Origin of the sequence: Pseudomonas sp. LjRoot277, assembly GCF_964253845.1 — a bacterium.
In the GTDB taxonomy this organism is placed as follows: domain Bacteria; phylum Pseudomonadota; class Gammaproteobacteria; order Pseudomonadales; family Pseudomonadaceae; genus Aquipseudomonas.
This window is the reverse complement of sequence record NZ_CAXURI020000001.1, coordinates 5535175-5557924: the sequence shown is the minus strand read 5'-3', so window position 1 is coordinate 5557924 and position 22750 is coordinate 5535175. Positions and strand designations below refer to the sequence as shown.

The window sequence follows — 22750 nt, the reverse complement described above, 5'->3', positions numbered from 1 at the left end:
TACCAGTTACATACCGATACGAGTACTCAGCTCGGCTTATTCAGCGCCCTCATGCGGTTCCCAGTCGCGGGTGCGGCTGACGGCTTTTTTCCAGCCGGCGTAGAGTTTTTCCTTCGCGGTTTCGTCCAGGGTCGGTTCGAATTCGCGCTCGATCACAGCCTTGCCGCGCAACTCGTCCAGGCTGCCCCAGAAGCCACACGCCAGACCGGCCAGGTAAGCCGCGCCCAGTGCGGTGGTTTCGCGCATTTGCGGACGCTCGACCTGAGTGCCGAGGATGTCGGCCTGGAACTGCATCAGGAAGTTGTTCGCCACCGCACCGCCGTCGACACGCAGGGATTTCAAGCGTTCGCCGGAATCCTGTTGCATGGCGTCCAGAACGTCGCGGGTCTGGTAGGCAATCGACTCCAGGGCTGCACGAATGATGTGATCCACGCGTACGCCGCGAGTCAGACCGAACAATGCGCCGCGGGCATACGGGTCCCAGTAAGGAGCGCCCAGGCCGGTAAAGGCCGGCACCAGGTACACGCCGTTGCTGTCCTTGACCTTGTTGGCGAAGTATTCGGTGTCGTGGGCGTCGTTGATGATCTTCAGTTCGTCACGCAGCCACTGAACAGTCGAACCACCGTTGAACACCGCACCTTCCAGCGCGTAAGCCACTTCGCCGCGCGGGCCGCACGCGATGGTGGTCAACATGCCGTGCTTGGACTTCACGGCTTTGTCGCCGGTGTTCATCAGCAGGAAGCAGCCGGTGCCGTAGGTGTTTTTCGCCTGGCCTGGCTCGACGCACATCTGGCCGAACAGGGCCGCTTGCTGGTCACCGGCGATACCGCCGATGGCGATGCCGCTTTTGGTGTGGCCATAGATTTCGGACGAAGATTTAACTTCCGGCAGCATCTCGCGCGGAATATCCAGCACCTCCAGCATCTTCGCGTCCCACTCCAGCGTGTGGATGTTGAAGAGCATGGTGCGCGAGGCGTTGGTGTAGTCGGTGACGTGCACCTTGCCGCCGGTAAATTTCCAGATCAGCCAGCTGTCGATGGTGCCGAACAACAGTTCGCCTTTGCGCGCGCGCTCACGGCTGCCTTCGACGTTGTCGAGGATCCACTTGAGCTTGGTGCCGGAGAAGTACGGGTCGGTGACCAGGCCGGTGGTGTCGCTGATGTATTGCTCGTGACCGTCGCGCTTGAGTTGCTGGCAGATCTCGGTGCTGCGGCGGCACTGCCAGACGATCGCGTTGTAGATCGGGCGGCCGGTGGTCTTGTCCCAGACCACGGTGGTTTCGCGCTGGTTGGTGATGCCGATGGCGGCGACCTGGTCGTGATGCAGGCCGGCTTGAGCCAGGGCCTCGACCATCACGGCGCTTTGAGTGGCGAAGATTTCCATCGGGTCATGTTCAACCCAACCGGCTTGCGGGTAATGCTGTGCGAATTCGCGCTGGGCGGTGCAGACCACGTTCGCGTCGCGGTCGAAAATGATCGCGCGGGAGCTGGTCGTACCCTGATCGAGGGCAATGATGTAGTTCTTATTCTGAGTGTCGGTCATGTCGATTGCCTTGGACGAAAAAAGGGAGTGAGGTCCGGCGCGTGATCTGATGGGCAGGATCACACGCCAACGGTATCAAGAAGTTCTTGGTTTGCCGTCAATGGCCGGTGCTGCGTCCTTTGTAGCAGGTAGGGCGCTGGGCAGATGACGGGCAATCAGCCCGCGATACGCTGCAGCACCGAGGCAGGCACCGACAATCGGTGCAAAAACCGGAATCAGGAAATACGGGATATCGCGCCCGCCAGTGAAGGAAATTTCACCCCAGCCAGCGAAGAAAGTCATCAGTTTAGGACCGAAGTCGCGCGCGGGGTTCATCGCAAAACCGGTCAGCGGCCCCATCGAACTACCAATCACGGCAATCAGCAGGCCGATCAGCAGCGGAGCGAGCGGACCCTTTGGCAAGCCATTGTTGTCGTCGGTCAGGGACATGATCACGCCCATCAGGATGGCAGTGATGATCACCTCAACCAGGAAGGCTTGTGCCGTGGTCAAGACCGGGTTGGGGAAGGTGGAAAACACCGACGCCAATTCGAGGCTGGCCTGAGTGCCACGAACCATATGGTGAGTTTGTTCGTAATCGAAGAATAAATTGCTGTACAGCGTGTAAACCAACAACGCTCCACAGAAGGCACCAGCGACCTGGGCGAGAATATAAAAAGGCAGTTTGCGCTTTTCGAAGTCAGCGAAAATGCTCAGGGCAATGCTGACGGCGGGATTGAGATGAGCCCCGGAAACGCCGGCGGTCAGGTAGATCGCCATGCTCACGCCGACCCCCCAGATGATGCTGATTTCCCAAAGGCCGAAGCTGGCACCCGCGACCTTGAGCGCGGCAACACAACCTGTACCAAAAAAGATCAGCAGTGCAGTGCCCAAAAATTCGGCCATGCATTGGCTTGAGAGCGACGGTTGTTGTAAAGCAGTTGTCATTGAAAACCTCGTTTTTGTTGTTGTCTGGCGCTTTTGCATCATGGTCAAAAGCGCGATTTTCACCGAGGCAGGATCCCCATCCTGTTCTCGGCCTACTGCTGGGTGCTGCGATAGGAACATTCGTACAGTATTCAGATTCGAAAAAATATAGACAAGAAACGCTGCTGTCAAAGGTCGAAAGTGAACCATCAGTCACAATCGAACTATTAGTCACGTGAATGACCGCATCGTTCACGCGGCAGACTGAAGGTGGACGAACGGCATAAGTCGCCGCAAAGCCTTTGAAATAGCGCCGCGATAGAGCCATTTGTTGATCAATGCCCTAGAATCCAGCGCAGTATTTTTCTACTGCCGACCAGTCTGGAGCTGCCATGACCCCCGCATTGGATTTGTTGAAAAAAGTTCGTGCCGAACATCGCGTGCACAGTTACGAACATGATCCGAAGGCAGCGTCCTACGGGCTGGAGGCTGCGGAGAAGCTGGGGCTGGACCCGGCGCAGGTGTTCAAGACCTTGCTGGCGGCCAGCGAGAAAGGTGAATTGCTGGTGGCCGTGGTACCGGTCGTCGGAAGTCTGGACTTGAAGGGCCTGGCGCATGCTGCGGGCGTGAAAAAAGTCGAAATGGCCGATCCTGCCGCTACGCAACGATCCACCGGTTACCTGTTGGGTGGGATCAGCCCACTGGGACAGAAAAAGCGCTTGCGCACCTTTATCGATAATTCGGCTCAGCCCTTCGCCAGCATTTTTGTCAGTGCAGGTCGTCGCGGTTTGGAAGTCGAGTTGGCACCCGCGGTGCTGGCCGAACATACCCAGGCGAAGTTCGCTGACATCGGCCGAGCCTGACGCGCGGACTATCAGCCCGGCGCTGTATGGTGGAAATTTACGGGCTCTGTCACTGGTGCCGGGTTGTGGGCGGCTTCATGCTCCGTGGCCTGACAAAGGGAGAAGTTTATGCAGCTTGAGTTTCATCAGGTCGATGCGTTCAGTGATCGGCCGTTCGGTGGCAACCCGGCGATGGTCTATCGCCTTGATGCCTGGCTTGCCGATGAGTTGATGCAGAAGATCGCCGCCGAACACAACCTCGCCGAAACCGCCTTCGTGGTGCGCGAAGGGCTGGGCTGGCACATCCGCTGGTTTACCCCGACTACCGAAGTGCCATTGTGCGGTCATGCAACCCTGGCCAGCGCTTACGTTCTGTTTGAAATCTATAAAGAGCCGGTAGAGCGCCTGGACTTCGTCTGCAAGTCTGGCTCGCTGAGTGTGAGCCGTGAGGGTGAGCGCTTGTGGCTGGACTTCCCGGCCGTCGTACCGTCGGAAGTGGGCGTGACCCTGGATGTCGAGCGCGCGCTGGGTGTGGAAGCGGTTGATGTGTTGGGGTCGAACGAGTTGTTCGTGGTGCTGGAATCCGAGCAGGCGGTGCTCGAATGTCAGCCGGACATGGCAGCGCTGGCGAAACTGCCGTGGCCGGGGGCAATTGTCACGGCGAGGGGCAGCAAGCATGATTTTGTTTCCCGCTACTTCGCACCGGCGATCGGCATCAACGAAGACCCGGTGACGGGTTCGACCCATTGCAGCCTGATCCCGTATTGGTCGAAACGTTTGGGCAAGTCGAGCCTGACGGCTTATCAGCGTTCGGCTCGAGGCGGGGAGTTGTTCTGTCGGCTGGAAGGGGATCGGGTAAAAATCGGCGGGAATGCGACGCTCGTTGCAAGCGGAACGCTAATGCTCGGTTGACCCCAATTCAATGTGGGAGCGGGCTTGCTCGCGAAAGCGGTAGATCAGTCAACATCTCTGTTGAATGTTATGCCGCCTTCGCGAGCAAGTCGGATCGCCGCACCGCCGCTCCCACATTTTTGTCCGTGTTTCTCAGTGGGCGCTGCTGTAGCGGCGCACACCGGATTCGACCGCTGGAATTTGCGCCGCGATGCTGCCGGAGGCCTGAAACAGCACCAGGTGTTCAGCCGCGACACGAATGCCGACCTCTGAACCCACCTGATGATCGGCATGGCTCGGGAAAATCGATTCCAGCTGCGCGCCGGTCGGCAACTGCAAGCGATACAAGGTGGACGCGCCCTGGAAAGACTTGCCGACAATCCGCGCCTTCAACGTGCTGTCCGGTGCATAAACGATATCGTCCGGACGCAGCAACACATCCACCGCACCGCCAACCGGCCAGGTGTAGGCACGATTACCGCGTAACTCACCCAGTTCGGTCTGCACCGACTCGGGGCTGCTCAGCTGACCGCGAATGAAATAACCCTGGCCGATGAAACTGGCCACAAACGGCGTCAGCGGTTCGTGATACAGGTTGTAGGGCGTGTCCCACTGTTCCAGACGACCTTCCTTGAAAACCCCCACATGATCGCTCACCGCGAAGGCTTCTTCCTGATCGTGGGTCACCAGAATCGCGCTGGTGCCACGGGCCTTGAGGATATCGCGCACCTCATGGCTGAGCTTGCGTCGCAGCTCGCCATCAAGGTTGGAAAAGGGTTCGTCAAGCAGCAGCAGTTGCGGTTCTGGCGCCAGGGCGCGGGCCAGTGCGACGCGCTGCTGTTGACCACCGGACAGCTCATGCGGGAAGCGCTTGCCGAGGTTTTTCAGGTTGACCAGTTCCAGCAACTCTTCGGTGACGCGATCCTTTTGCGGGTGCTTGCGGATCCCGAAGGCGATGTTCTCGGCCACGCTCAAGTGCGGAAACAGTGCGTAATCCTGGAACACCATGCCGATCCGGCGTTTCTCCGGGGCGAGGGTGAAACCGGCGCGGGAGATTGTCTCGCCCGCCAACTGGATTTCACCTTCGTGTACCGGTTCGAAACCGGCAATCGCCCGCAGCGTAGTGGTTTTGCCGCAACCCGAAGAGCCCAGCAGGCAACCGATGTCACCGGCATTCAAATGCAGGTTGAGGTTCTGCACGACGCGCTGGTCTTGATAGCCGCAGGCGAGGTTGCGCAGGTTCAGCAGTAATGGATGGCTCATGCGTGGTGGTACGCCGGCTCGACGAGAAACTCGAGTAGGGCCTTTTGTGCGTGAAGACGGTTTTCGGCTTGATCCCACGCGACGGAGCGCTGGTCATCGAGCAGGTCGACGCTGATTTCTTCGCCACGGTGGGCCGGCAGGCAGTGCATGAACAGCACGTCCGGTGCGGCCAGGTCGAGCAGGGCGCGGTTGACCTGGAACGGCGCGAACAGCTTCAGGCGCTTGGCGGTTTCCTCTTCCTGGCCCATGGAGGTCCAGACGTCGGTGCTGACCAGATGGGCGCCGCGTACGGCATCCTTCGGATCGCGGACGATGGTCACCCGATCACCGGCCTTGGCCACGAACTCAGGGTTGGGTTCAAAGCCTTCCGGGCAAGCGACGCGCAACTGGAAGTCGAACTGGATCGCCGCTTCTATATAGCTGTTGCACATGTTGTTGCCGTCGCCGATCCAGGCCACGGTTTTGCCCTGGATCGAACCGCGGTGTTCGAGGAACGTCTGCATGTCGGCCAGCAACTGGCACGGGTGTAGATCATCGGACAGGCCGTTGATCACGGGCACGCGGGAGTTGGCGGCGAATTCGGTCAGGGTGCTGTGGGCAAAGGTACGGATCATCACGGCGTCGAGCATGCTCGACATGACGATCGCGCAGTCGCCGATCGGCTCGCCACGGCCCAGTTGGGTGTCGCGCGGCGACAGGAAAATCGCCTGGCCACCGAGCTGGATCATGCCGGCTTCGAACGAAATTCGGGTGCGGGTCGACGATTTCTCGAAAATCATCCCGAGCACGCGGTTTTTCAGAGGCTCGAACAGTACGCCGCGGTTACGCAGGTCTTTGAGCTCAACGCCTCGACGGATCACGCTGACCAGCTCTTCGGGCGTGCAATCCATCAGGGAGAGAAAGTGCCTTGCGCTCATCATTGACTACCTTTTTGCAACAGACCGCAGATACTCAAAGCCTTGTTTAACTGAAAAACGGGCGAGACCTGCGGCGTAAGCCGCACGGGGCGACGAAATAGGGGAAGGCGCGATCTTATAATTAAATGTCGCGTCTTACCAATAGGGCTACGGTTTTTAGGGGATTTCAGAGGGGCTACGGGATGACCGCAGTAGCGCTTTTGAAGCCTGTTTCCTGACAGCAGCCCGTCATTTGTACACCGGGGTCACGGGGCTTTGCAATCAAACGGGGCGGGGAAGGCATAGCAGCGGTCGGTTTCTGACCTGTCATTCGAAGCATTTGGGCTAAGGATTGAAGGATGTGTCTGGTCTGAAACATTTGCTAATGCAAAGTGGCGGGTTATAACTAACGCACGAACGACGCAGGAAGCCTTCGGAATGGAATCGAAAGAACGACAGTTAATGGAGTTACTCGGCCTCACGGCTCGCTCGCTGACCCACCTCACCGCGTCCATGACTTCGATGTCCTTCGAGTTGATGCGCAGTGAAGACGAAGTGACCAAGGCTGCCGGCCGGCGGATGATCGACCGCATGGCAACCATCAGCACCGGGCTCGACGAGCACTGGCGGCTGATCGGCGAACTCACCGGTGTTCATGTTGCTCAAGAGCAGATTGAAACCATCCAGGAGATCCAGTTGCAGGCGCCGCCGAGGCTGCCGCCGAACTGATCCCCAGCAGTCATCGGCTGGCCTGATGGCCGCCGATTCACAAGACGAACGTCGCTGGCGCAGCAGTGGATCAGGCGCCATAGTTTTGTTCCCGCGGCCGATATTGCCCGCCCAGAACAAGACAGAGACTGGCCATGACCAAGACTCTCCATCACCGTGCGTGCCACTTGTGCGAAGCCATCTGCGGCCTGACCATCGAAACCACCGAGGTCGAAGGCGCGGTGCAGATCACGTCGATCAAGGGTGACGCTCAGGATACATTCAGCCGCGGGCACATCTGCCCCAAGGCCGTCGCCCTGCAAGATATTCAGAATGATCCGGATCGTCTGCGTCAGCCGATGCTGCGTGTCGGCAGTGAATGGCAACCCATCGAGTGGGAAGACGCCTTCAGCCTTGTAGCCGAACGTCTGGCGGCGATTCAGGAGCGTCATGGACAGAACGCGGTGGCGGTCTATCAAGGCAACCCCAGCGTGCACAACTATGGGCTGATGACCCACAGCAATTACTTTCTCGGCCTGTTGAAAACCCGCAACCGGTTTTCCGCGACCTCAGTCGACCAGTTGCCCCATCACCTGACCAGCCATTTGATGTACGGCCACGGTTTGCTGTTGCCGATCCCGGACATCGATCACACCGATTTCATGCTGATCCTCGGCGGCAATCCGCTGGCCTCCAACGGCAGCATCATGACCGTGCCGGATGTGGAGAAGCGCTTGAAGGCGATTCAGGCTCGGGGCGGCAAAGTGGTGGTGGTCGATCCGCGCCGCAGCGAAACGGCGGCGATTGCCGATCAGCATCTGTTTGTGCGCCCCGGTGGCGATGCGGCGTTGTTGTTCGGGCTGCTCAACACCTTGTTCGCTGAAGGCCTGACCCGCGACAGTCATTTGCCGGTGGACGGTCTGGATGAGGTGCGGGAAGCCGTCGCGAATTTCACCGCCGAGGCCATGAGCCCACTGTGCGCGGTGCCTGCCGAACAGATCCGCCAACTGGCGCGGGACTTTGCGGTGGCGACGACAGCGGTCTGTTACGGCCGCATGGGCGTCTCGACCCAGGCGTTCGGCACCTTGTGTCATTGGGTTGTGCAACTGATCAATCTGGTCACCGGTAATCTTGATCGCGCAGGAGGGGCGTTGTGCACCGAACCTGCGGTGGACCTGGTGGCATCCACCTCGGGTGGGCATTTCAATCTTTGGCAGAGCCGGGTCTCCGGGCGTCCTGAATATGGTGGAGAACTGCCGGTCTCGGCGCTGGCCGAAGAGATGCTTACCGAAGGGGAAGGGCAGGTCCGCGCGCTGATTACCGTGGCGGGCAATCCGGTGCTGTCGACGCCTAATGGCCGGCAACTGGAACAGGCGCTGGACGGTTTGGAGTTCATGGTCAGCATCGACTTGTACATCAATGAAACTACGCGTTATGCCGACCTGATTCTGCCGTCCACCTCGGCCCTGGAAAACGATCATTACGACACGACTTTCAATATGTTTGCGGTGCGTAACGTCAGTCGGTTCAATCGCGCGATTCTGGCCAAACCTGAAGGTGCGTTGCATGACTGGGAGATTTTCGTGGGGCTGGCCAAGGCGTTTGCTGCGAAGACTGGCAAAGCATTAAAACCAACCGTCGCTCCGGCGCAGATGATTGATCATGGCTTGCGGATGGGGCTGTATGGCGACGCTTCGGAGCACAAGCTGTCGCTGGCGACCTTGTTCGATCACCCTCACGGTGTCGATCTTGGGGCATTGAAATCCAATCTGGCTCCACGTCTGAAAACGGCTAATCAGCGAGTCCAGGCAGCGCCTGCCGCGATCCTTGCGGACCTCGTGCGCTTTGCGGCATTGAAAGCGCCGGCCTTTGATGAGTTGCTGATGATTGGTCGCCGTCATGTGCGCAGCAACAACTCGTGGATGCACAACTATCACCGCCTTGTGAAGGGCAAACCGCGCCATCAATTGCTGATGCACCCGGATGATCTGGCCAGTCGTGGGCTCAACGACGGGCAACGCGTGCGGGTCAGTTCGCGGGTCGGTGAGATCGAAGTTGAAGTGCTCGGCAGTCTGGATATGATGAAAGGCGTGGTCAGCCTTCCGCACGGTTGGGGCCATGCGCGGCCGGGTGTGCAGATGACCATTGCCAGTGGTCAGCCGGGTTCCAGCGCCAATGACTTGACCGACGAATGTCAGCTCGATGAGTTGTCGGGCAATGCGGCGTTGAACGGTGTGCCAGTGACCGTGGCGGCGGCTTGATCAAGTCTGTCGGGGAGACCGAGCAGGGTGCCCGGGTTTCCGTTACAATGCGCCACCGTGCCGACCCCTGAGTCGGAAAGTTCAGCCGAGGTGCTCCATGGATATCATCGAAACGATTAAAGAGCAGATTGCTAACAACACCATTCTGCTTTACATGAAAGGCTCGCCGAATGCCCCGCAGTGTGGCTTCTCCGCGAAAGCCGCGCAGGCCGTGATGGCGTGTGGTGAAAAATTTGCTTACGTGGACATCCTGCAGAACCCGGAAATCCGCGCCAACCTGCCAAAATACGCCAACTGGCCAACCTTCCCGCAACTGTGGGTTGGCGGTGAGCTGGTCGGCGGTAGCGACATCATGACCGAGATGGCTGCAGACGGTTCGCTGCAAACCACCATCAAGGCTGCTGTCGAAGCTGCTGCTGGCAAGACCGAAGCCTGAAACCAAGGCATTAAAAAAGCCCCGCCTCTTTAAAAGAGCGCGGGGCTTTTTATTGTCTCGAGTTTAGCGGGCGCTAACTTACTCTTCGCCCATCTGCGATTGCAGATAGTTCTCAAGACCGACTTTATCGATCAGACCCAGTTGGGTTTCGAGCCAGTCGATATGTTCTTCTTCGGATTCAAGAATATCTTCAAGCAGTTCACGGCTACCAAAGTCGCCAACGGTTTCGCAATGAGCGATAGCCACTTTGAGATCCGCATGACCGGTGCGCTCGATACGCAGGTCGCACTCAAGCATTTCCTGGGTGTGTTCGCCGATCTGCAGCTTGCCAAGGTCCTGGACGTTCGGCAGGCCTTCAAGGAACAGAATGCGCTTGATCAGCTTGTCCGCGTGCTTCATCTCGTCGATGGATTCGTGGTACTCGTGCTTGCCGAGCTTGTTCAGGCCCCAATCTTCGTACATGCGTGCATGCAGGAAGTATTGATTGATCGCGACCAGCTCATTGGCAAGGATCTTGTTGAGATGCTGGATGACTGTAACGTCGCCTTTCATGATGGGGTCCTGCCCTAAGTAGCTGTCAATAAGGCTGAGTTTGGGCCGCGTAATTAAGAGTGTCAAACCTAAGTTATTGAAACTTAAGTGAAAATTAATCGGAATAAGAATGTTTGTGTTCCGCGTCTAGAGCGTAAGCGATTGATTTTCAGACATAAAAAAACCGGACATCAAGTCCGGTTCTTTGAAAATACGTTACTTACGCCGCAGTAAATTCTACAGGGTACGGAATCGCGGCCTGGGCCGATTGCAATTTGGTCAGCGTTTCGCGGACCACTTCCTTGGCAAGGCAGGCACATTTGCCGCATTGGCTGGCTACGCCGGTGGCCTGACGGACTTCCTTATAGCTGCAGCAACCTTCATAGATCGCTTCGCGGATTTGACCGTCGGTGACGCCAGTGCAGAGGCAAACATACATAAGTGAAAACCGTCGCTGGTTGTGACTCAATTGCGATGGATCTTAATGTTAACGAGAATGATTGTCAAAGTGGTTTCTGAAAGCTTTGCTCAGGGCTGACGAACGGTTTCCTCTCGGCGTCGATCACGAGGAAAACCTGTCGATAGCATTTCCCCTGACAAAAAAACCGTTAAGGACAGGGCAAAAACGCAGTGTATGATGGCCGGTCCTTATGAAGGGGGTTCGTGTCACAGGGCTGTCGCCTGAAGGTGGCAGGCTGGCGCAAACCCGGAACTTCACGTTTTTACACCAGGAGATATCCAATGAGCGTACTCGTAGGCAAACAAGCCCCAGACTTCACCGTACCGGCCGTACTCGGCAATGGCGAAATCGTAGACAGCTTCACCCTGTCGTCGGCCATCAAAGGCAAATACGGCCTGGTGTTCTTCTACCCACTGGACTTCACCTTCGTTTGCCCGTCCGAGCTGATCGCTCTGGACAACCGCATGTCTGACTTCAAGGCACGCAACGTTGAAGTGATCGCCGTTTCGATCGACTCGCACTTCACCCACAACGCCTGGCGCAACACCCCGGTCAACAATGGTGGTATCGGCCAGGTCCGTTACACCATGGCTGCCGATATCAAGCAGGAAATCATGAAGGCTTACGACGTTCAGTCCGCTGACGGCGTAGCTTTCCGTGGTGCGTTCCTGATCGACGACAAAGGCGTTGTCCGCTCGCAGATCATCAACGACCTGCCGCTGGGCCGTAACATCGAAGAGCTGGTTCGTCTGGTCGACGCTCTGCAATTCCACGAAGAGCACGGTGAAGTTTGCCCTGCCAACTGGAAAAAAGGCGACAAAGGCATGACCGCTTCCACCGAAGGTGTTGCGGCTTACCTGACCGAGCACGCTGCTGCGCTGTAAGGCACGTTTGAGGCATAAAAAAACCGGCCGTTGAGGCCGGTTTTTTATGGGCGGGATAAACCCAACGATCAGTCGTTGTAGTCTTCCCAGCCGCCCATTTGTTTCCAGCGATTGACGATGCCGCAGAACAACTCGGCCGTCTTCTCGGTGTCGTAGCGAGCCGAGTGGGCCTCACGACCGTCGAAGTCGATGTCGGCTGCCGAACAGGCCTTGGCCAGTACGGTTTGGCCGTAAGCCAGACCGGCCAGGGTCGCGGTATCGAAGCTCGAGAACGGATGAAACGGGTTACGCTTCATGTCCAGGCGCGCGACAGCAGCGTTGAGGAAACCCAGATCGAAGCTGCTGTTGTGCCCGACCAGAATCGCCCGTTTGCAACCGTTGGCTTTCAGGGCCTTGCGGATGCCGCGGAAGATGTCGGTCAGCGCGGCTTCTTCACTCACTGCCATGCGCAGCGGGTGATCGAGTTTGATCCCGGTAAATTCCAGGGCGGCCGCTTCGATGTTCGCGCCTTCAAAAGGCTCTACGCGAAAGAAGTAGGTGTGGTCGGGGTACACAAACCCTTTTTCGTCCATGCCGATGGTGGTTGCGGCGATTTCCAGCAAGGCGTCAGTGGCAGAGTTGAAACCACCGGTTTCAACGTCGACAACGACTGGCAGGTATCCACGGAAGCGCTCAGCCATCGGGTGGCGTGAACCACCTCCGCCGCCTTGACCGTCCTGTTCGTCGTCGAAATGGTCTTCACTCACGCGTGTTCCTCCAGCAGGCGCCAGCGCAGTTTTTCACCGGCGCGCAGCGGGATTACGTTCAGCTCGCCAAATGGCAGGCTGGTTGGGGCGGTCCACTCTTCGCGGACCAGGGTGATGCGATCGGTGTTCACCGGCAGGCCGTAGAAACGAGGGCCGTTCAGGCTGGCGAAGGCTTCGAGCTTGTCCAGCGCGTTGCGCTGTTCGAAGGCTTCGGCATACATCTCGATCGCTGCATAAGCGGTGTAGCAACCGGCACAACCGCAAGCGGCTTCTTTGGCGTGCTGGGCATGGGGCGCCGAGTCGGTGCCGAGGAAGAACCTGTCGCTGCCGCTGGTGGCGGCGTCGAGCAGGGCTTCCTGATGGGTGTTGCGCTTGAGGATCGGCAGGCAATAGAAGTGCGGCCGAATCCCGCCCACCAGCATGTGGTTGCGGTTGTACAGCAGGTGATGCGCGGTGATGGTCGCGCCAACATAGGCCGAAGCCTCGTTGACGAACTGCACGGCGTCAGCGGTGGTGATGTGTTCGAACACCACTTTGAGCGTCGGGAAGCGCTCGACCACACGACGCATGTGCTCATCGATGAAGAATTTTTCGCGATCGAAAACGTCGACATCGCCACGGGTGACTTCACCGTGAACCAGCAAGGGCATCCCGACTTCGGCCATGGCCTCGAGTGCAGGGAAAATCTTGTCGATGCTGGTGACACCAGAGTCCGAGTTGGTGGTCGCGCCGGCCGGGTACAGCTTGGCGGCGTGAATGAAACCGCTGGCCTTGGCCTCGCGAATTTCTTCGGGCTGGGTGCGGTCGGTCAGGTACAGCACCATCAACGGTTCGAAGCGGCTGCCAGCCGGGCGTGCAGCGAGAATCCGCTGGCGATAGCCGTCGGCTTCAGCGGTGTTACGCACCGGAGGTACCAGGTTGGGCATGATGATGGCGCGACCAAAGGTGCGCGCGACATCCGCGACTGTATTGGGCAACACAGCACCATCGCGAAGATGAATATGCCAGTCGTCGGGACGCAGCAGGGTCAGGCGGTCGGACATGAGGGGATTCCAGGCGGGTCAAACTGAGGGGAATGCTACCGGAAAAGACTCTTGCAGGCACTCGCTATCAAGTTTTGCTGGAAGCTTCCGATATCCAACAGGTATGCCGTAAACATCTGTGTGTCGGTCTTTTTGTTGTAGAAGCCAGTGGAGCCTCCCGTGCGCCAGCGTTATTTAGCCTTGCTCAGCGTGTTTGCCAGCCTTCCTGCGATGGCGCTCACTTTCCAGACCCGTCTGGAGAGCATCGAGTGGACGGTCGAAGGGGACAAGTTCGAGTGCCGCCTGACTCAGCCGATCACCGATTTCGGTTCGGGTGAGTTCGTGCGTCGCGCTGGCGAGCAAGCGACGTTTCGTCTGAAGGCCTATAACTCGATGATCGGCGGCGGTTCGGCGACCTTGTTGGCGGCCGCAGCGCCCTGGCAGCCGGGGCGTGGCGACATCAACCTCGGCTCTGTGCGTATAGGCAGCGGCAATGTGTTGTTCAACAGTTCGCAAGTTCAGGCCGGCCGCTTGATCAGTGGCCTGATGGATGGTCGCAGTCCGGTCGTTCGGCATTACTCGGGCGATGGCCGGGTGTCGGAAGTGCGTCTGTTGCCAGTCAAGTTCAGCAAGGCGTTCAACGATTATCAGGGCTGTGTGGCGAAGTTGCTGCCGAAGAATTTCGAGCAGGTTAAACAATCGCAGATCGGCTTCCCCGGCGAAGGCCTCGATCTCGACGCGCAGGCCAAGGCTCAATTGCAAGTGATGCTGGAGTTCATGAAGGCCGACCCGACGGTCAACCACATCAAACTCGATGGCCACTCCGACAACAGTGGCAACCGCCTGACCAATCGTGACCTGTCGCGGCGTCGGGCCCTGGCCGTCATGGAGTTCTTCAAGGCCAACGGCGTTCAGGAATCACAGATCACCGTGCGCTTTCACGGCGAGCGTTATCCATTGGCGCCCAATACCAATTCCGCCAACCGGGCGAAGAACCGTCGGGTCAATGTGCACCTCGCGCGCGTTGCGCCCACCGAAAAGGCGGCCCCTCAGGCCACTGCATCGGCGAGCGCCGCGTCGACCTCCTGAAGCCGCTGTTATCGTCGCTCACTCGACATAATCTGTCGCTTCGTCGTCATAAGCTGTCGCGCCTCTGTAAATTATCCTGCATGAGCGGTAGACTTGGCGGCTTTCCGTAGAACCCCGTGGAGTGATGGCATGGCGGACGTAAACAAGGTCGTTCTGGCGTATTCCGGCGGCCTGGACACTTCGGTGATCCTCAAGTGGCTGCAGGATACTTATAACTGTGAAGTCGTGACCTTCACCGCTGACCTGGGTCAGGGCGAAGAGGTCGAACCTGCACGCGCCAAGGCACAGGCCATGGGCGTGAAAGAGATCTACATCGACGACTTGCGCGAAGAGTTCGTGCGCGATTTCGTTTTCCCGATGTTCCGCGCCAACACCGTTTACGAAGGCGAGTACCTGCTGGGTACCTCCATCGCTCGTCCGTTGATCGCCAAGCGCTTGATCGAAATCGCCAACGAAACCGGCGCTGACGCCATTTCCCACGGTGCCACCGGCAAGGGCAACGACCAGGTTCGTTTCGAACTGGGCGCCTACGCCTTGAAGCCAGGCGTGAAAGTGATTGCTCCGTGGCGCGAATGGGACCTGCTCTCCCGTGAAAAGCTGATGGATTATGCTGATAAGCACAACATCCCGATCGAGCGTCACGGCAAGAAAAAATCCCCGTACTCGATGGATGCCAACCTGCTGCACATCTCCTATGAAGGCGGCGTGCTGGAAGACACCTGGACCGAGCACGAAGAAGACATGTGGAAATGGACCGTCTCCCCGGAGAAGGCTCCTGACAAAGCGCAATACCTGGAACTGACCTACCGCAACGGCGATATCGTCGCACTGGACGGCGTCGAAATGACCCCGGCCACCGTGCTGGCGACCCTGAACCGTATCGGCGGCGAACACGGTATCGGCCGTCTCGACATCGTCGAGAACCGTTACGTGGGCATGAAGTCCCGCGGCTGCTACGAAACCCCTGGCGGCACCATTATGCTGCGCGCTCACCGTGCGATCGAATCGATCACCCTGGACCGCGAAGTGGCTCACCTCAAAGACGAGCTGATGCCTAAATACGCCAGCCTGATCTACACCGGTTACTGGTGGAGCCCTGAGCGTCTGATGCTGCAACAGATGATTGATGCGTCTCAGGCCCACGTGAACGGCGTTGTGCGCCTGAAGCTGTACAAGGGCAACGTGATCGTCACCGGTCGCAAGTCCGACGAATCGTTGTTCGATGCCAACATCGCGACCTTCGAAGAAGATGGCGGCGCCTACAACCAGGCCGACGCGGCGGGCTTCATCAAGCTCAACGCGTTGCGCATGCGTATTGCGGCGAACAAAGGCCGGAAACTTTTCTGAGATCTTTGAAACCGTAGTGGAACGACGTTAATAGAGTTGTGGCCTTGTCAGTGACAAGGCCACAATTTCTGAATAGGGGGAGTTTTCCTGCCGGACATCGTGTTATCAGCGCTCTTTTTGTATCTGTAATACCTTCCTTCTGTTTCCTCTCTCTGAATGCTCTTCAAGCGTTACCTGCTGCGTGTCAGGTAAAAAGAGTGATCAAGAATCGTCAGACCGCGTGAATTCAAATTGTAAGCAATGCAAAGCGTTGGGCCGCTGCGATTCTTTGCCTGTTTTGATTGCTTGCTTGCGCTTTCCTTCAGTAATGCCTCCGAATCGGTACAGGTAAGAAATACGATCACTTGTGCTGGGCTTCCCTGTGGGTGCCGGTTTTTTTCAATCCATGCACCGAATTCCATTCTCTTGTTTAGCCACCGCGCATCGACGATGTGCAGGTTTTTTAGCTGCTCGGCCAGGCAAACGTGCTGTAGCGCCGAGAGGCCCGTTTGAATACCGATCCGAACGGGAGGGTCCTTCAGGTTATCTGGCCGCTGACCGCGTTCAGCGTTGTCCATCACTTTTATAAAATGCTTTCCCTTGCCGAAATCGGATGGCGCGTACAGCGACCGGTAGTTGAAGTTGAGTGTGGCGAAGAAAAGAAAAAGCAAATAAAAAGGGAAGCTGATCAGGAACCAGACATAGAGCTCCCGCTCCTTATTGTCGAGAAAGGGCAGCGAGACGGCGGCCGATGTTTCAGAAATAGCGGCAAATATTGCAATAACTGTCATGGGGTTGATGATTTTTTTCTTTGATTTGGTCATGTTTTTTGCTCATTGGAATATTGTCTTTTCTCGGTTGATTTATATTTTTGGTTTTGATTTTAATAGCAAAGTGGTCGGTGTTTATATTTGTGCAGTACTCCTTTTAAGTTTTGGATTTCGAAGGTTTGATAGTAACGGTATTGAACGTGCGGCGGGTGCCTCTGTTGTTGGGTTTTAGGCGGTGTTGGGTTGAGTTTGTTGTTGAAGTGTTGCCTGGTGTGATTTTTTATTAAATCCTTGATATGCGGTATTTGTGGTGTGGCGTTTCAAGTGGTAAATATCAGTTACTTTTAAGGGTAGCTCAATAGTCAGTATTCGTTTGATCGTCTTGCGACGAACTCCGTTTTTTGGTTTTCTGGTTGTAAATAGAAACAAAAAAACTTCGGAAAAACGAAATGTTTTCAGGTTGATAAAATTTTTACCCTCTCGGTATTTTTGGGAATTTTGTAAGACTATTCTTTAATGTCTGTAGGGAATGTCTCTCGGTGTGGGTGGCCGAGGGGGGCGGCATGCCACGGGTGAAACGACTAGGCTATCGTGCGGGCTCTAAAAATTCGAACAGCGAAAATTGGACTTGCCCATGAATAAAGTGCTGATCGTGGATGATCACCCTGTCATTCGTCTTGCGGTACGTATGCTAATGGAACGTCATGGCTACGAAGTCATTGCAGAGACAGATAATGGCGTGGATGCGTTGCAACTTGCCCGTGAGCATATGCCGGATATTGTCATCCTGGATATTGGAATACCGAAACTTGATGGCCTGGAAGTCATTGCGCGTCTGACATCGACAGCAATGCCCATGAAAGTACTGATACTAACTTCCCAGGCGCCTGGGCATTTTTCCATGCGTTGTATGCAATCGGGTGCCGCAGGGTATGTCTGCAAGCAACAGGATCTCACTGAATTACTCAGTGCAATAAAGGCAGTATTGTCGGGCTACAGTTACTTTCCGAATCAGGCCTTGCATACCGTACGTTCCAGTTTGGGGAACGCCAGTGAAGCCGATATGGTGGATCGACTGTCGGGACGGGAGATGATGGTCTTGCAACAATTGGCCCGAGGCAAGACCAACAAGGAGATCGCCGATGGAATGTTCCTCAGCAATAAGACCGTCAGTACTTACAAGACTCGTCTGTTGTTGAAGCTCAATGCTCGCTCCCTGGTCGACCTGATCGAATTGGCTCAACGCAATGGTCTGGTGTGACTGCCTCAGCGTTTGACGAGGCGCGATGACCGGGGGTATCAGGGGTCGGCACTTAGTAAAAAGCCTCCGTTTCGGGAGGCTTTTAGGTGTCATAGATCAAAATCGTAATCGGCCAATTGCTTTTGCAGTCGGCGCTCCTCCAGCAGATTGTCGATGGTACGGCGTTTGCTCAGGTTGGTCTTCGCCACTTCAACCACCGGTTCAGCATCATCAGCCTCAACAGGGGTGAAGTCGTCTTCTACGTCCAATTGCTCTTTGCCAGTGCTCATAGTGTTACTCCAGGCTAAGGCTGCCTTTGGCGCTCCTTATATCGATAAACTCCCGGCGGGTAAAAAAGATTTTTTCAATCGATAAATCAAAAAACCTAATAGCGCCTCAATCGTCCGATGTCTTTTGCTTGTATTCGCACAAGTCTTCGATCCGGCAACTGCCGCAGCGAGGCTTGCGAGCCAGGCAAACGTAGCGTCCGTGGAGGATCAGCCAGTGATGGGAATCCATCAGATATTCCTTCGGTACGAACTTCATCAGTTTTTGCTCAACCTCGACCACATTTTTGCCAGGAGCAATGCCGGTACGATTGCTGACCCGGAAAATATGAGTATCCACGGCCATGGTCAGCTGACGGAATGCAGTATTAAGCACCACGTTGGCAGTCTTGCGGCCGACGCCGGGTAACGCTTCCAGCTCTTCACGGGTTTGCGGCACTTCGCCTCTATGACGCTCCATCAGCAAGCGACAGGTCTCGATCACGTTTTTCGCTTTGCTGTTGAACAGGCCGATGGTCTTGATGTATTCCGACAACCCCTCGACACCCAGGGCATAAATCGCCGCCGGTGTATTGGCCACCGGGTAGAGCTTGGCGGTGGCCTTGTTGACACCGACATCGGTCGACTGCGCCGAGAGAATCACGGAGATCAGTAATTCGAACGGCGAGGAGTAGGCCAGTTCTGTCTTCGGTTCTGGGTTGTCTTCGTGAAATCGGCGAAAAATTTCCAGACGTTTTGCGGCATTCATGGGCAGTGCGTTTCCTCGAAGGCGGTCAGTGAGAGGGCGTCGATCGGGTCCAGGCCTGACGTGCGGCGATCAGCAGTCCCAGCAGAATGAATCCGCCAGGAGCCAGGGTGGCCAGGCGCAACCCACCGTCGGCGGTCAGTACCCAGCCTTGCCAGTCCGCTTGCGCAGTGCCAGCCAGCCATGGCAGATGGCTACCGAGTGTCCCGCTGCCGATGAGTTCGCGTAGCAAGCCAAGGCCCGCCATCAACGCGCCGAAAAGGCCACACAGGCGCAGGCGATCACGCCTGGCGCTCTGGAAAAAACCGGTGTGTTCCAGCACAACGCATTGCAAGGCAATCAATCCTGCATAGAACCCTGCATGTTGGTGCCATTGCAGCGACCAGACTTGCGCGGCGAGTTCCGTGCAGCTGGTCAGCGTGGCCGCCAGCAGGACGCAGGCAAGCAGATGTGTCGCAGGGATCAGCCGGGATCGCAAGGCGCCCATGCTCACCCCAAAAGCACTGATCACCAAGATGAACATCAGCCACAAACCCACAGCGGTCACCAATGAATCCGTGGCACCAATCAGCGGTGCAAGCATCAGCGAATTCTGCAGTGTCGATGACTTATTCATGTGCGCTGCTCCCGATCAACTGTTGCTGATGTTCGTCGAAATAGCGCAACGCGTCATGGATGGCGTTGATGACTGCTCTCGACGTAATGGTCGCCCCCGCTATTTGATCGAATTGCCCCTGATCCTTTTTCAAGGCCCAGCCATTGTCGGCCGGTTCGGTTCGGGATTTTCCGGAAAAAGCCTGGAGCCAGGCATTGGGCCAGTCAGCGAGTCGACCGCCCAGCCCCGGAGTTTCCGATTGCTTGAGCGTTTTGACGCCCAGCACCTTGCCGTTTGCGCCGATGGCGATCAGCAATTCGATGGAACCCTCGTAACCCAGGGTCTGGCTGCGCAGCAACACAGCGCTGGGCTGGCCTGTCTTGGTCACCCGGTAGCCACCTAGCAGCGTGCTGTTGGCCAACCCAATGTTTCCGAGGGCGAGTGGCTGTTCCAGCGGCTGATTGTCGTAGCTTTCAGCGGGGAGCAGGTCCAGCAGGTTACGACTGTCGATCAGGCGCTGTTCGGCCGCAATGCGCGGCGCGCTGGTGTGCTGCACGAGGTAAGTCGCGCCAATCCCCAGGCCTGCCAGCAACACCAGGATCACAACGCTCGACGCTCGGCTCATGGCGTACCCCGTTCCAGTCTGGAGGCGGCAAACCGCTCCAGCGTCGGCACACAGAGGTTCATCAACAGCACGGCAAAGGCTACGCCGTCCGGATAGCCACCCCAGGTACGAATCAGGTACGTCAGCAGCCCCACGCCCGCGCCGAACAGCAGTCGCGCGCCGGGGCTTTTTGCGCCGGACACCGGTTCCGTGACGATGAAGAATGCACCCAGCATGCTCGCGCCAGTGAGCAGATGAAACAGCGGCGAACCATGGGAGTCGGAGCCCGAGCCGTTCCAGCACAGCAGGCTGATGATGAACAGGCTGGCGAGCATGCCGACCGGCGCATGCCAGCTGAACACCCGTCGTTGCAGCAGAAACGCGCCGCCCGCCAGAAAGGCCAGGTTGACCCATTCCATGCCTCGGCCGCCGAAATGACCGAACGCCGGGTTAGCGGCAAACAGTTCATCCATGGTCAGGCTTTTGTTGATCCGCAGGCTGTCCAGCGCCGTGGCCTGGACCCACGCATCTGGCGTCTGCCCGAGGCTGAACCCGAACACCTGCTGCAAGCCGCCGATCAGGTCCAGCCCATGGGATGACGGCCAGTGGGTCATCTGTTGGGGAAAGGTCACCAGCACCAGGGCGAAGCCCAGCATTGCCGGGTTGAACGGGTTCTTGGCAACGCCGCCATACAGGTGTTTGCCGAACACCATCGCGAACGCCGCGGCACAGACCGTCAGCCACCACGGGCAGTAAGGCGGCAGGGCCAGAGTCAACAGCGTCGCGCTGACCAGTGCACTGCCGTCGCTCAGGGTCGGCTTGAGCGCAAGCTTGCGCAAGCGCAACACGGTCGCTTCAACGGCCAGTGCGGTAACACCCGTCAGAATCAGGTTGATCAACACGCCCCAGCCATACAGCCAGAAAAACACCAGCATTCCCGGCACGGTGGCCAGCAAGACCAGCTTCATGGCTTGCTGAAGGCGCTCGTCGACCGACTCAAGGGGCGGCATAGGCATCCACCTGACGCTCGGCTTCATTCACTGCGAGTTCCAGGGCTTGGATCTGCTCAGCCGACGCTTCGCTGGCTTGGGCTTTCTTGAGTTCGGCGCGGCGCATGGCCAACTGGATCTTTGCCCGATTCAGCTGCGCATTTTTCGCCGGAGCGACAGGCGCCGGGGCTGGCGGTGCGGTACTTTCCAGTTTCGCCAACGCCTGTTCGGCAACCTCGAATTGCTGTTGCAGGACGATCAGTTGCGACTGCTGTTCGAAGGTCGGTGGATGCCCGAACGCCTTGAGTGACTTGTTGAGTTGCGCCCGACTCATCGCCAGATCGATCTTGGCCTTTTTCAATGCAGCATCCGCATTCGCTGCATTCTGTGCGCGGACTCGCTCAAGAGCGGCCTGAACCGGATCGAGCGTCGCTACCTCGCTGTGCTGGATGGCGCGTTGGGCTCGGGCCTGACGTTCGGCGATTTTCTGTTCTTCTTCACGACGCAGGCGAGCGTTGCGCTGTTCGAATCGGCGCCGCGCGTGATCGCGCTTGGCCGCCCGAGCGCGTTGTTCCTCAAGGCTGAACGCCAGGCCGCCGACAATCGGCAGCACCGTGGCCAGCGGCAATGGCCGCATTTCGATACAGTCCACCGGGCACGGCGCTACGCACAGGTCGCACCCGGTGCATTCATCGACGATCACCGTGTGCATCAATTTCGCCGCGCCGACAATGGCATCCACCGGGCAGGCCTGAATGCACTTGGTGCAACCAATACACTCCGCTTCACGAATATAGGCGATCTGCGCCGGGGCTGAACCGCGACTGACGTCCAGTTCCAGCACCGGCACTTTCAACAGTTCGGCCAAGGCGGCGATGGTCTCGCTGCCGCCCGGCGGGCACTTGTTGATCGGTTCGCCACTGGCAATGCCTTCGGCGTACGGCTTGCATCCGGGATGGCCGCACTTACCGCATTGGGTCTGCGGCAAGAGGGCGTCGATGCGTTGAATCAGACTCATGTTTTGATCAGTCCACTGAATCCGAGAAAGGCCACTGCAATCAGTCCGGCGCCGATCAGGTCGATCGGCAGGCCGCGAAAGGGCAGGGGGATATCATTTTCGAGTGTGCGTTGGCGCAAGTCGCTGAACAGACTCAGTACCAACCAGAAACCCAGGCCGGCACCCAGGCTCAGGGCCATGGCGTGGAAGAAGCCTTTGTCGTCCTGAGCGTTGAGCAGCGTCAGGCCGAGTACGCCAGCATTGCCCAGCAGCAGGGGCCAGAGGCCATCGAACGCAAGCTTTGGAAGTAACCGGGATAGCACTTTCAGCAGCGGGCCAATCAGCAGAACGCTTAATGGCAGGAAGACGAAAAGGCGTAGCGACGTCAGCTCCATTGGGACCAGCAACCAACGGTACGCCGAGTAGCCCACCGTGCCGACGATCAGCATCAAACACATTGTCGCAAGGCCCAGTGCGTGGACTTGCCGATGCTCGTTGCCCAGCAGCGGATCGACGCCCAGCGGCCAGTGCAACACGAGGTTGTTGATCAGGGCAGTGCTGATAAGCGTAAGAATAATTTCGGTCATGATCGTGCCGGCAAGAACGGGGCTTTTTAACGGAGCGGTCTAAAAAGCTTAGGCATTATCCGGCAAGGACGGAGGGTGGGCCAGACATGAAAATCCCACAGTCGCAGCAGGTACGACTGTGGGATCGGTTTAC

25 protein-coding genes are annotated in these 22750 nt (G+C 57.5%); 9 read left to right on the top strand and 16 right to left on the bottom strand.

What is annotated here, in order from left to right; genetic code table 11:
* Positions 1 to 36: 36 nt before the first annotated feature.
* Entirely contained in the window at positions 37 to 1542 is a 1506-nt protein-coding gene (gene glpK, locus ACSQ87_RS26000; RefSeq protein WP_033057460.1) for a glycerol kinase GlpK, read from the bottom strand.
* Positions 1543 to 1617: 75 nt separating this feature from the next.
* On the bottom strand, positions 1618 to 2469 hold the full coding sequence (locus tag ACSQ87_RS25995) for an MIP/aquaporin family protein (RefSeq protein WP_436275117.1): 852 nt from the start codon (positions 2467 to 2469) through the stop codon (positions 1618 to 1620).
* Positions 2470 to 2840: 371 nt separating this feature from the next.
* Here ACSQ87_RS25995 and ybaK point away from each other — a divergent pair, with 371 nt between their 5' ends.
* Positions 2841 to 3311: a Cys-tRNA(Pro) deacylase gene (gene ybaK, locus ACSQ87_RS25990; protein WP_436274674.1), complete on the top strand. Its 471-nt coding sequence runs from the start codon at positions 2841 to 2843 to the stop codon at positions 3309 to 3311.
* A gap of 108 nt (positions 3312 to 3419) precedes the next feature.
* Entirely contained in the window at positions 3420 to 4202 is a 783-nt protein-coding gene (locus ACSQ87_RS25985; protein ID WP_223430236.1) for a PhzF family phenazine biosynthesis protein, read from the top strand.
* 132 nt (positions 4203 to 4334) lie between these two features.
* Here ACSQ87_RS25985 and ACSQ87_RS25980 read toward each other — a convergent pair whose 3' ends face one another.
* On the bottom strand, positions 4335 to 5444 hold the full coding sequence (locus ACSQ87_RS25980) for an ABC transporter ATP-binding protein (RefSeq protein ID WP_223430237.1): 1110 nt from the start codon (positions 5442 to 5444) through the stop codon (positions 4335 to 4337).
* Complete coding sequence (argF, locus tag ACSQ87_RS25975; protein ID WP_033053690.1) at positions 5441 to 6361, bottom strand: ornithine carbamoyltransferase; 921 nt, start codon at positions 6359 to 6361, stop codon at positions 5441 to 5443. The genes ACSQ87_RS25980 and argF overlap by 4 nt, the downstream gene beginning before the upstream one ends.
* A gap of 417 nt (positions 6362 to 6778) precedes the next feature.
* Between argF and ACSQ87_RS25970 the strand changes: the two genes are divergently transcribed.
* The 3 genes from ACSQ87_RS25970 (at position 6779) to grxD (ending at position 9745) form a co-directional block, all read left to right on the top strand.
* Positions 6779 to 7069, top strand: a complete 291-nt coding sequence (locus ACSQ87_RS25970; RefSeq protein ID WP_008155590.1) for a hypothetical protein — start codon at positions 6779 to 6781, stop codon at positions 7067 to 7069.
* A 134-nt stretch (positions 7070 to 7203) separates the two neighbouring features.
* Positions 7204 to 9309 (top strand): molybdopterin oxidoreductase family protein, encoded by a 2106-nt coding sequence (locus ACSQ87_RS25965; RefSeq protein WP_436274673.1) that lies wholly within the window; start codon positions 7204 to 7206, stop codon positions 9307 to 9309.
* A 97-nt stretch (positions 9310 to 9406) separates the two neighbouring features.
* On the top strand, positions 9407 to 9745 hold the full coding sequence (gene grxD, locus ACSQ87_RS25960) for a Grx4 family monothiol glutaredoxin (protein WP_223430239.1): 339 nt from the start codon (positions 9407 to 9409) through the stop codon (positions 9743 to 9745).
* Positions 9746 to 9823: 78 nt separating this feature from the next.
* Here the strand turns inward: grxD and bfr are convergent, their stop codons facing one another.
* Both bfr and ACSQ87_RS25950 read right to left on the bottom strand, forming a co-directional pair.
* The gene (gene bfr, locus ACSQ87_RS25955; RefSeq protein ID WP_008155586.1) at positions 9824 to 10297 is read right to left on the bottom strand and encodes a bacterioferritin; all 474 of its coding nucleotides are present in this window, start codon (positions 10295 to 10297) and stop codon (positions 9824 to 9826) included.
* Between the two features lie 199 nt (positions 10298 to 10496).
* Positions 10497 to 10715 (bottom strand): bacterioferritin-associated ferredoxin, encoded by a 219-nt coding sequence (locus tag ACSQ87_RS25950; RefSeq protein ID WP_008155585.1) that lies wholly within the window; start codon positions 10713 to 10715, stop codon positions 10497 to 10499.
* Positions 10716 to 11017: 302 nt separating this feature from the next.
* Here ACSQ87_RS25950 and ACSQ87_RS25945 point away from each other — a divergent pair, with 302 nt between their 5' ends.
* Positions 11018 to 11620 carry a peroxiredoxin gene (locus ACSQ87_RS25945; RefSeq protein WP_008155583.1) on the top strand — a complete coding sequence of 201 codons (603 nt, stop codon included), beginning with the start codon at positions 11018 to 11020 and terminating at the stop codon, positions 11618 to 11620.
* 68 nt (positions 11621 to 11688) lie between these two features.
* Here the strand turns inward: ACSQ87_RS25945 and rnt are convergent, their stop codons facing one another.
* Together rnt and pyrC are read right to left on the bottom strand one after the other, a co-directional pair.
* On the bottom strand, positions 11689 to 12366 hold the full coding sequence (gene rnt / locus ACSQ87_RS25940; protein WP_046047091.1) for a ribonuclease T: 678 nt from the start codon (positions 12364 to 12366) through the stop codon (positions 11689 to 11691).
* A complete protein-coding gene (gene pyrC / locus ACSQ87_RS25935; protein WP_223430240.1) occupies positions 12363 to 13409 on the bottom strand; it encodes a dihydroorotase in 1047 nt (348 codons plus the stop codon). Before pyrC ends, rnt begins: the two co-directional genes overlap by 4 nt.
* Before the next feature lie 159 nt (positions 13410 to 13568).
* Here pyrC and ACSQ87_RS25930 point away from each other — a divergent pair, with 159 nt between their 5' ends.
* The gene (locus ACSQ87_RS25930) at positions 13569 to 14477 is read left to right on the top strand and encodes a flagellar protein MotY (protein ID WP_436274672.1); all 909 of its coding nucleotides are present in this window, start codon (positions 13569 to 13571) and stop codon (positions 14475 to 14477) included.
* A gap of 129 nt (positions 14478 to 14606) precedes the next feature.
* Positions 14607 to 15824, top strand: a complete 1218-nt coding sequence (locus ACSQ87_RS25925; protein ID WP_150658606.1) for an argininosuccinate synthase — start codon at positions 14607 to 14609, stop codon at positions 15822 to 15824.
* Between the two features lie 170 nt (positions 15825 to 15994).
* On the opposite strand, the gene ACSQ87_RS25920 is transcribed toward ACSQ87_RS25925, so the two are convergent.
* The gene (locus tag ACSQ87_RS25920) at positions 15995 to 16627 is read right to left on the bottom strand and encodes a hypothetical protein (RefSeq protein ID WP_223430242.1); all 633 of its coding nucleotides are present in this window, start codon (positions 16625 to 16627) and stop codon (positions 15995 to 15997) included.
* A gap of 580 nt (positions 16628 to 17207) precedes the next feature.
* Between ACSQ87_RS25920 and ACSQ87_RS25915 the strand changes: the two genes are divergently transcribed.
* Positions 17208 to 17834 carry a response regulator transcription factor gene (locus ACSQ87_RS25915; protein ID WP_008155570.1) on the top strand — a complete coding sequence of 209 codons (627 nt, stop codon included), beginning with the start codon at positions 17208 to 17210 and terminating at the stop codon, positions 17832 to 17834.
* Positions 17835 to 17923: 89 nt separating this feature from the next.
* Here the strand turns inward: ACSQ87_RS25915 and ACSQ87_RS25910 are convergent, their stop codons facing one another.
* From ACSQ87_RS25910 to ACSQ87_RS25880, 7 genes are all read right to left on the bottom strand, one after another.
* On the bottom strand, positions 17924 to 18103 hold the full coding sequence (locus ACSQ87_RS25910; RefSeq protein ID WP_007898493.1) for a PA3496 family putative envelope integrity protein: 180 nt from the start codon (positions 18101 to 18103) through the stop codon (positions 17924 to 17926).
* A 106-nt stretch (positions 18104 to 18209) separates the two neighbouring features.
* Complete coding sequence (nth, locus tag ACSQ87_RS25905; RefSeq protein ID WP_436274671.1) at positions 18210 to 18848, bottom strand: endonuclease III; 639 nt, start codon at positions 18846 to 18848, stop codon at positions 18210 to 18212.
* A 25-nt stretch (positions 18849 to 18873) separates the two neighbouring features.
* Entirely contained in the window at positions 18874 to 19461 is a 588-nt protein-coding gene (locus tag ACSQ87_RS25900; protein WP_436274670.1) for an Rnf-Nqr domain containing protein, read from the bottom strand.
* Positions 19454 to 20065 (bottom strand): RnfABCDGE type electron transport complex subunit G, encoded by a 612-nt coding sequence (locus ACSQ87_RS25895; RefSeq protein ID WP_436274669.1) that lies wholly within the window; start codon positions 20063 to 20065, stop codon positions 19454 to 19456. The genes ACSQ87_RS25900 and ACSQ87_RS25895 overlap by 8 nt, the downstream gene beginning before the upstream one ends.
* Positions 20062 to 21054, bottom strand: a complete 993-nt coding sequence (locus ACSQ87_RS25890) for an RnfABCDGE type electron transport complex subunit D (RefSeq protein ID WP_223430245.1) — start codon at positions 21052 to 21054, stop codon at positions 20062 to 20064. Before ACSQ87_RS25890 ends, ACSQ87_RS25895 begins: the two co-directional genes overlap by 4 nt.
* Positions 21041 to 22051 carry an electron transport complex subunit RsxB gene (gene rsxB / locus ACSQ87_RS25885; protein ID WP_436274668.1) on the bottom strand — a complete coding sequence of 337 codons (1011 nt, stop codon included), beginning with the start codon at positions 22049 to 22051 and terminating at the stop codon, positions 21041 to 21043. The genes ACSQ87_RS25890 and rsxB overlap by 14 nt, the downstream gene beginning before the upstream one ends.
* Positions 22048 to 22617 carry an electron transport complex protein RnfA gene (locus ACSQ87_RS25880; protein WP_223430247.1) on the bottom strand — a complete coding sequence of 190 codons (570 nt, stop codon included), beginning with the start codon at positions 22615 to 22617 and terminating at the stop codon, positions 22048 to 22050. Before ACSQ87_RS25880 ends, rsxB begins: the two co-directional genes overlap by 4 nt.
* Between the last annotated feature and the right edge of the window lie 133 nt (positions 22618 to 22750).

Coding starts and splice junctions, on each gene's coding strand:
- glpK (WP_033057460.1), bottom strand. CDS start 1,542: ATGACCGACACTCAGAATAAGAACTACATCATTGCCCTCGATCAGGGT.
- ybaK (WP_436274674.1), top strand. CDS start 2,841: ATGACCCCCGCATTGGATTTGTTGAAAAAAGTTCGTGCCGAACATCGC.
- ACSQ87_RS25900 (WP_436274670.1), bottom strand. CDS start 19,461: ATGAATAAGTCATCGACACTGCAGAATTCGCTGATGCTTGCACCGCTG.
- pyrC (WP_223430240.1), bottom strand. CDS start 13,409: ATGTCCGACCGCCTGACCCTGCTGCGTCCCGACGACTGGCATATTCAT.
- ACSQ87_RS25880 (WP_223430247.1), bottom strand. CDS start 22,617: ATGACCGAAATTATTCTTACGCTTATCAGCACTGCCCTGATCAACAAC.
- bfr (WP_008155586.1), bottom strand. CDS start 10,297: ATGAAAGGCGACGTTACAGTCATCCAGCATCTCAACAAGATCCTTGCC.
- argF (WP_033053690.1), bottom strand. CDS start 6,361: ATGAGCGCAAGGCACTTTCTCTCCCTGATGGATTGCACGCCCGAAGAG.
- ACSQ87_RS25950 (WP_008155585.1), bottom strand. CDS start 10,715: ATGTATGTTTGCCTCTGCACTGGCGTCACCGACGGTCAAATCCGCGAA.
- ACSQ87_RS25920 (WP_223430242.1), bottom strand. CDS start 16,627: ATGACCAAATCAAAGAAAAAAATCATCAACCCCATGACAGTTATTGCA.
- ACSQ87_RS25895 (WP_436274669.1), bottom strand. CDS start 20,065: ATGAGCCGAGCGTCGAGCGTTGTGATCCTGGTGTTGCTGGCAGGCCTG.
- ACSQ87_RS25985 (WP_223430236.1), top strand. CDS start 3,420: ATGCAGCTTGAGTTTCATCAGGTCGATGCGTTCAGTGATCGGCCGTTC.
- ACSQ87_RS25925 (WP_150658606.1), top strand. CDS start 14,607: ATGGCGGACGTAAACAAGGTCGTTCTGGCGTATTCCGGCGGCCTGGAC.
- ACSQ87_RS25965 (WP_436274673.1), top strand. CDS start 7,204: ATGACCAAGACTCTCCATCACCGTGCGTGCCACTTGTGCGAAGCCATC.
- ACSQ87_RS25995 (WP_436275117.1), bottom strand. CDS start 2,469: ATGACAACTGCTTTACAACAACCGTCGCTCTCAAGCCAATGCATGGCC.
- ACSQ87_RS25970 (WP_008155590.1), top strand. CDS start 6,779: ATGGAATCGAAAGAACGACAGTTAATGGAGTTACTCGGCCTCACGGCT.
- ACSQ87_RS25915 (WP_008155570.1), top strand. CDS start 17,208: ATGAATAAAGTGCTGATCGTGGATGATCACCCTGTCATTCGTCTTGCG.
- rsxB (WP_436274668.1), bottom strand. CDS start 22,051: ATGAGTCTGATTCAACGCATCGACGCCCTCTTGCCGCAGACCCAATGC.
- nth (WP_436274671.1), bottom strand. CDS start 18,848: ATGAATGCCGCAAAACGTCTGGAAATTTTTCGCCGATTTCACGAAGAC.
- ACSQ87_RS25945 (WP_008155583.1), top strand. CDS start 11,018: ATGAGCGTACTCGTAGGCAAACAAGCCCCAGACTTCACCGTACCGGCC.
- ACSQ87_RS25910 (WP_007898493.1), bottom strand. CDS start 18,103: ATGAGCACTGGCAAAGAGCAATTGGACGTAGAAGACGACTTCACCCCT.
- ACSQ87_RS25890 (WP_223430245.1), bottom strand. CDS start 21,054: ATGCCGCCCCTTGAGTCGGTCGACGAGCGCCTTCAGCAAGCCATGAAG.
- ACSQ87_RS25980 (WP_223430237.1), bottom strand. CDS start 5,444: ATGAGCCATCCATTACTGCTGAACCTGCGCAACCTCGCCTGCGGCTAT.
- grxD (WP_223430239.1), top strand. CDS start 9,407: ATGGATATCATCGAAACGATTAAAGAGCAGATTGCTAACAACACCATT.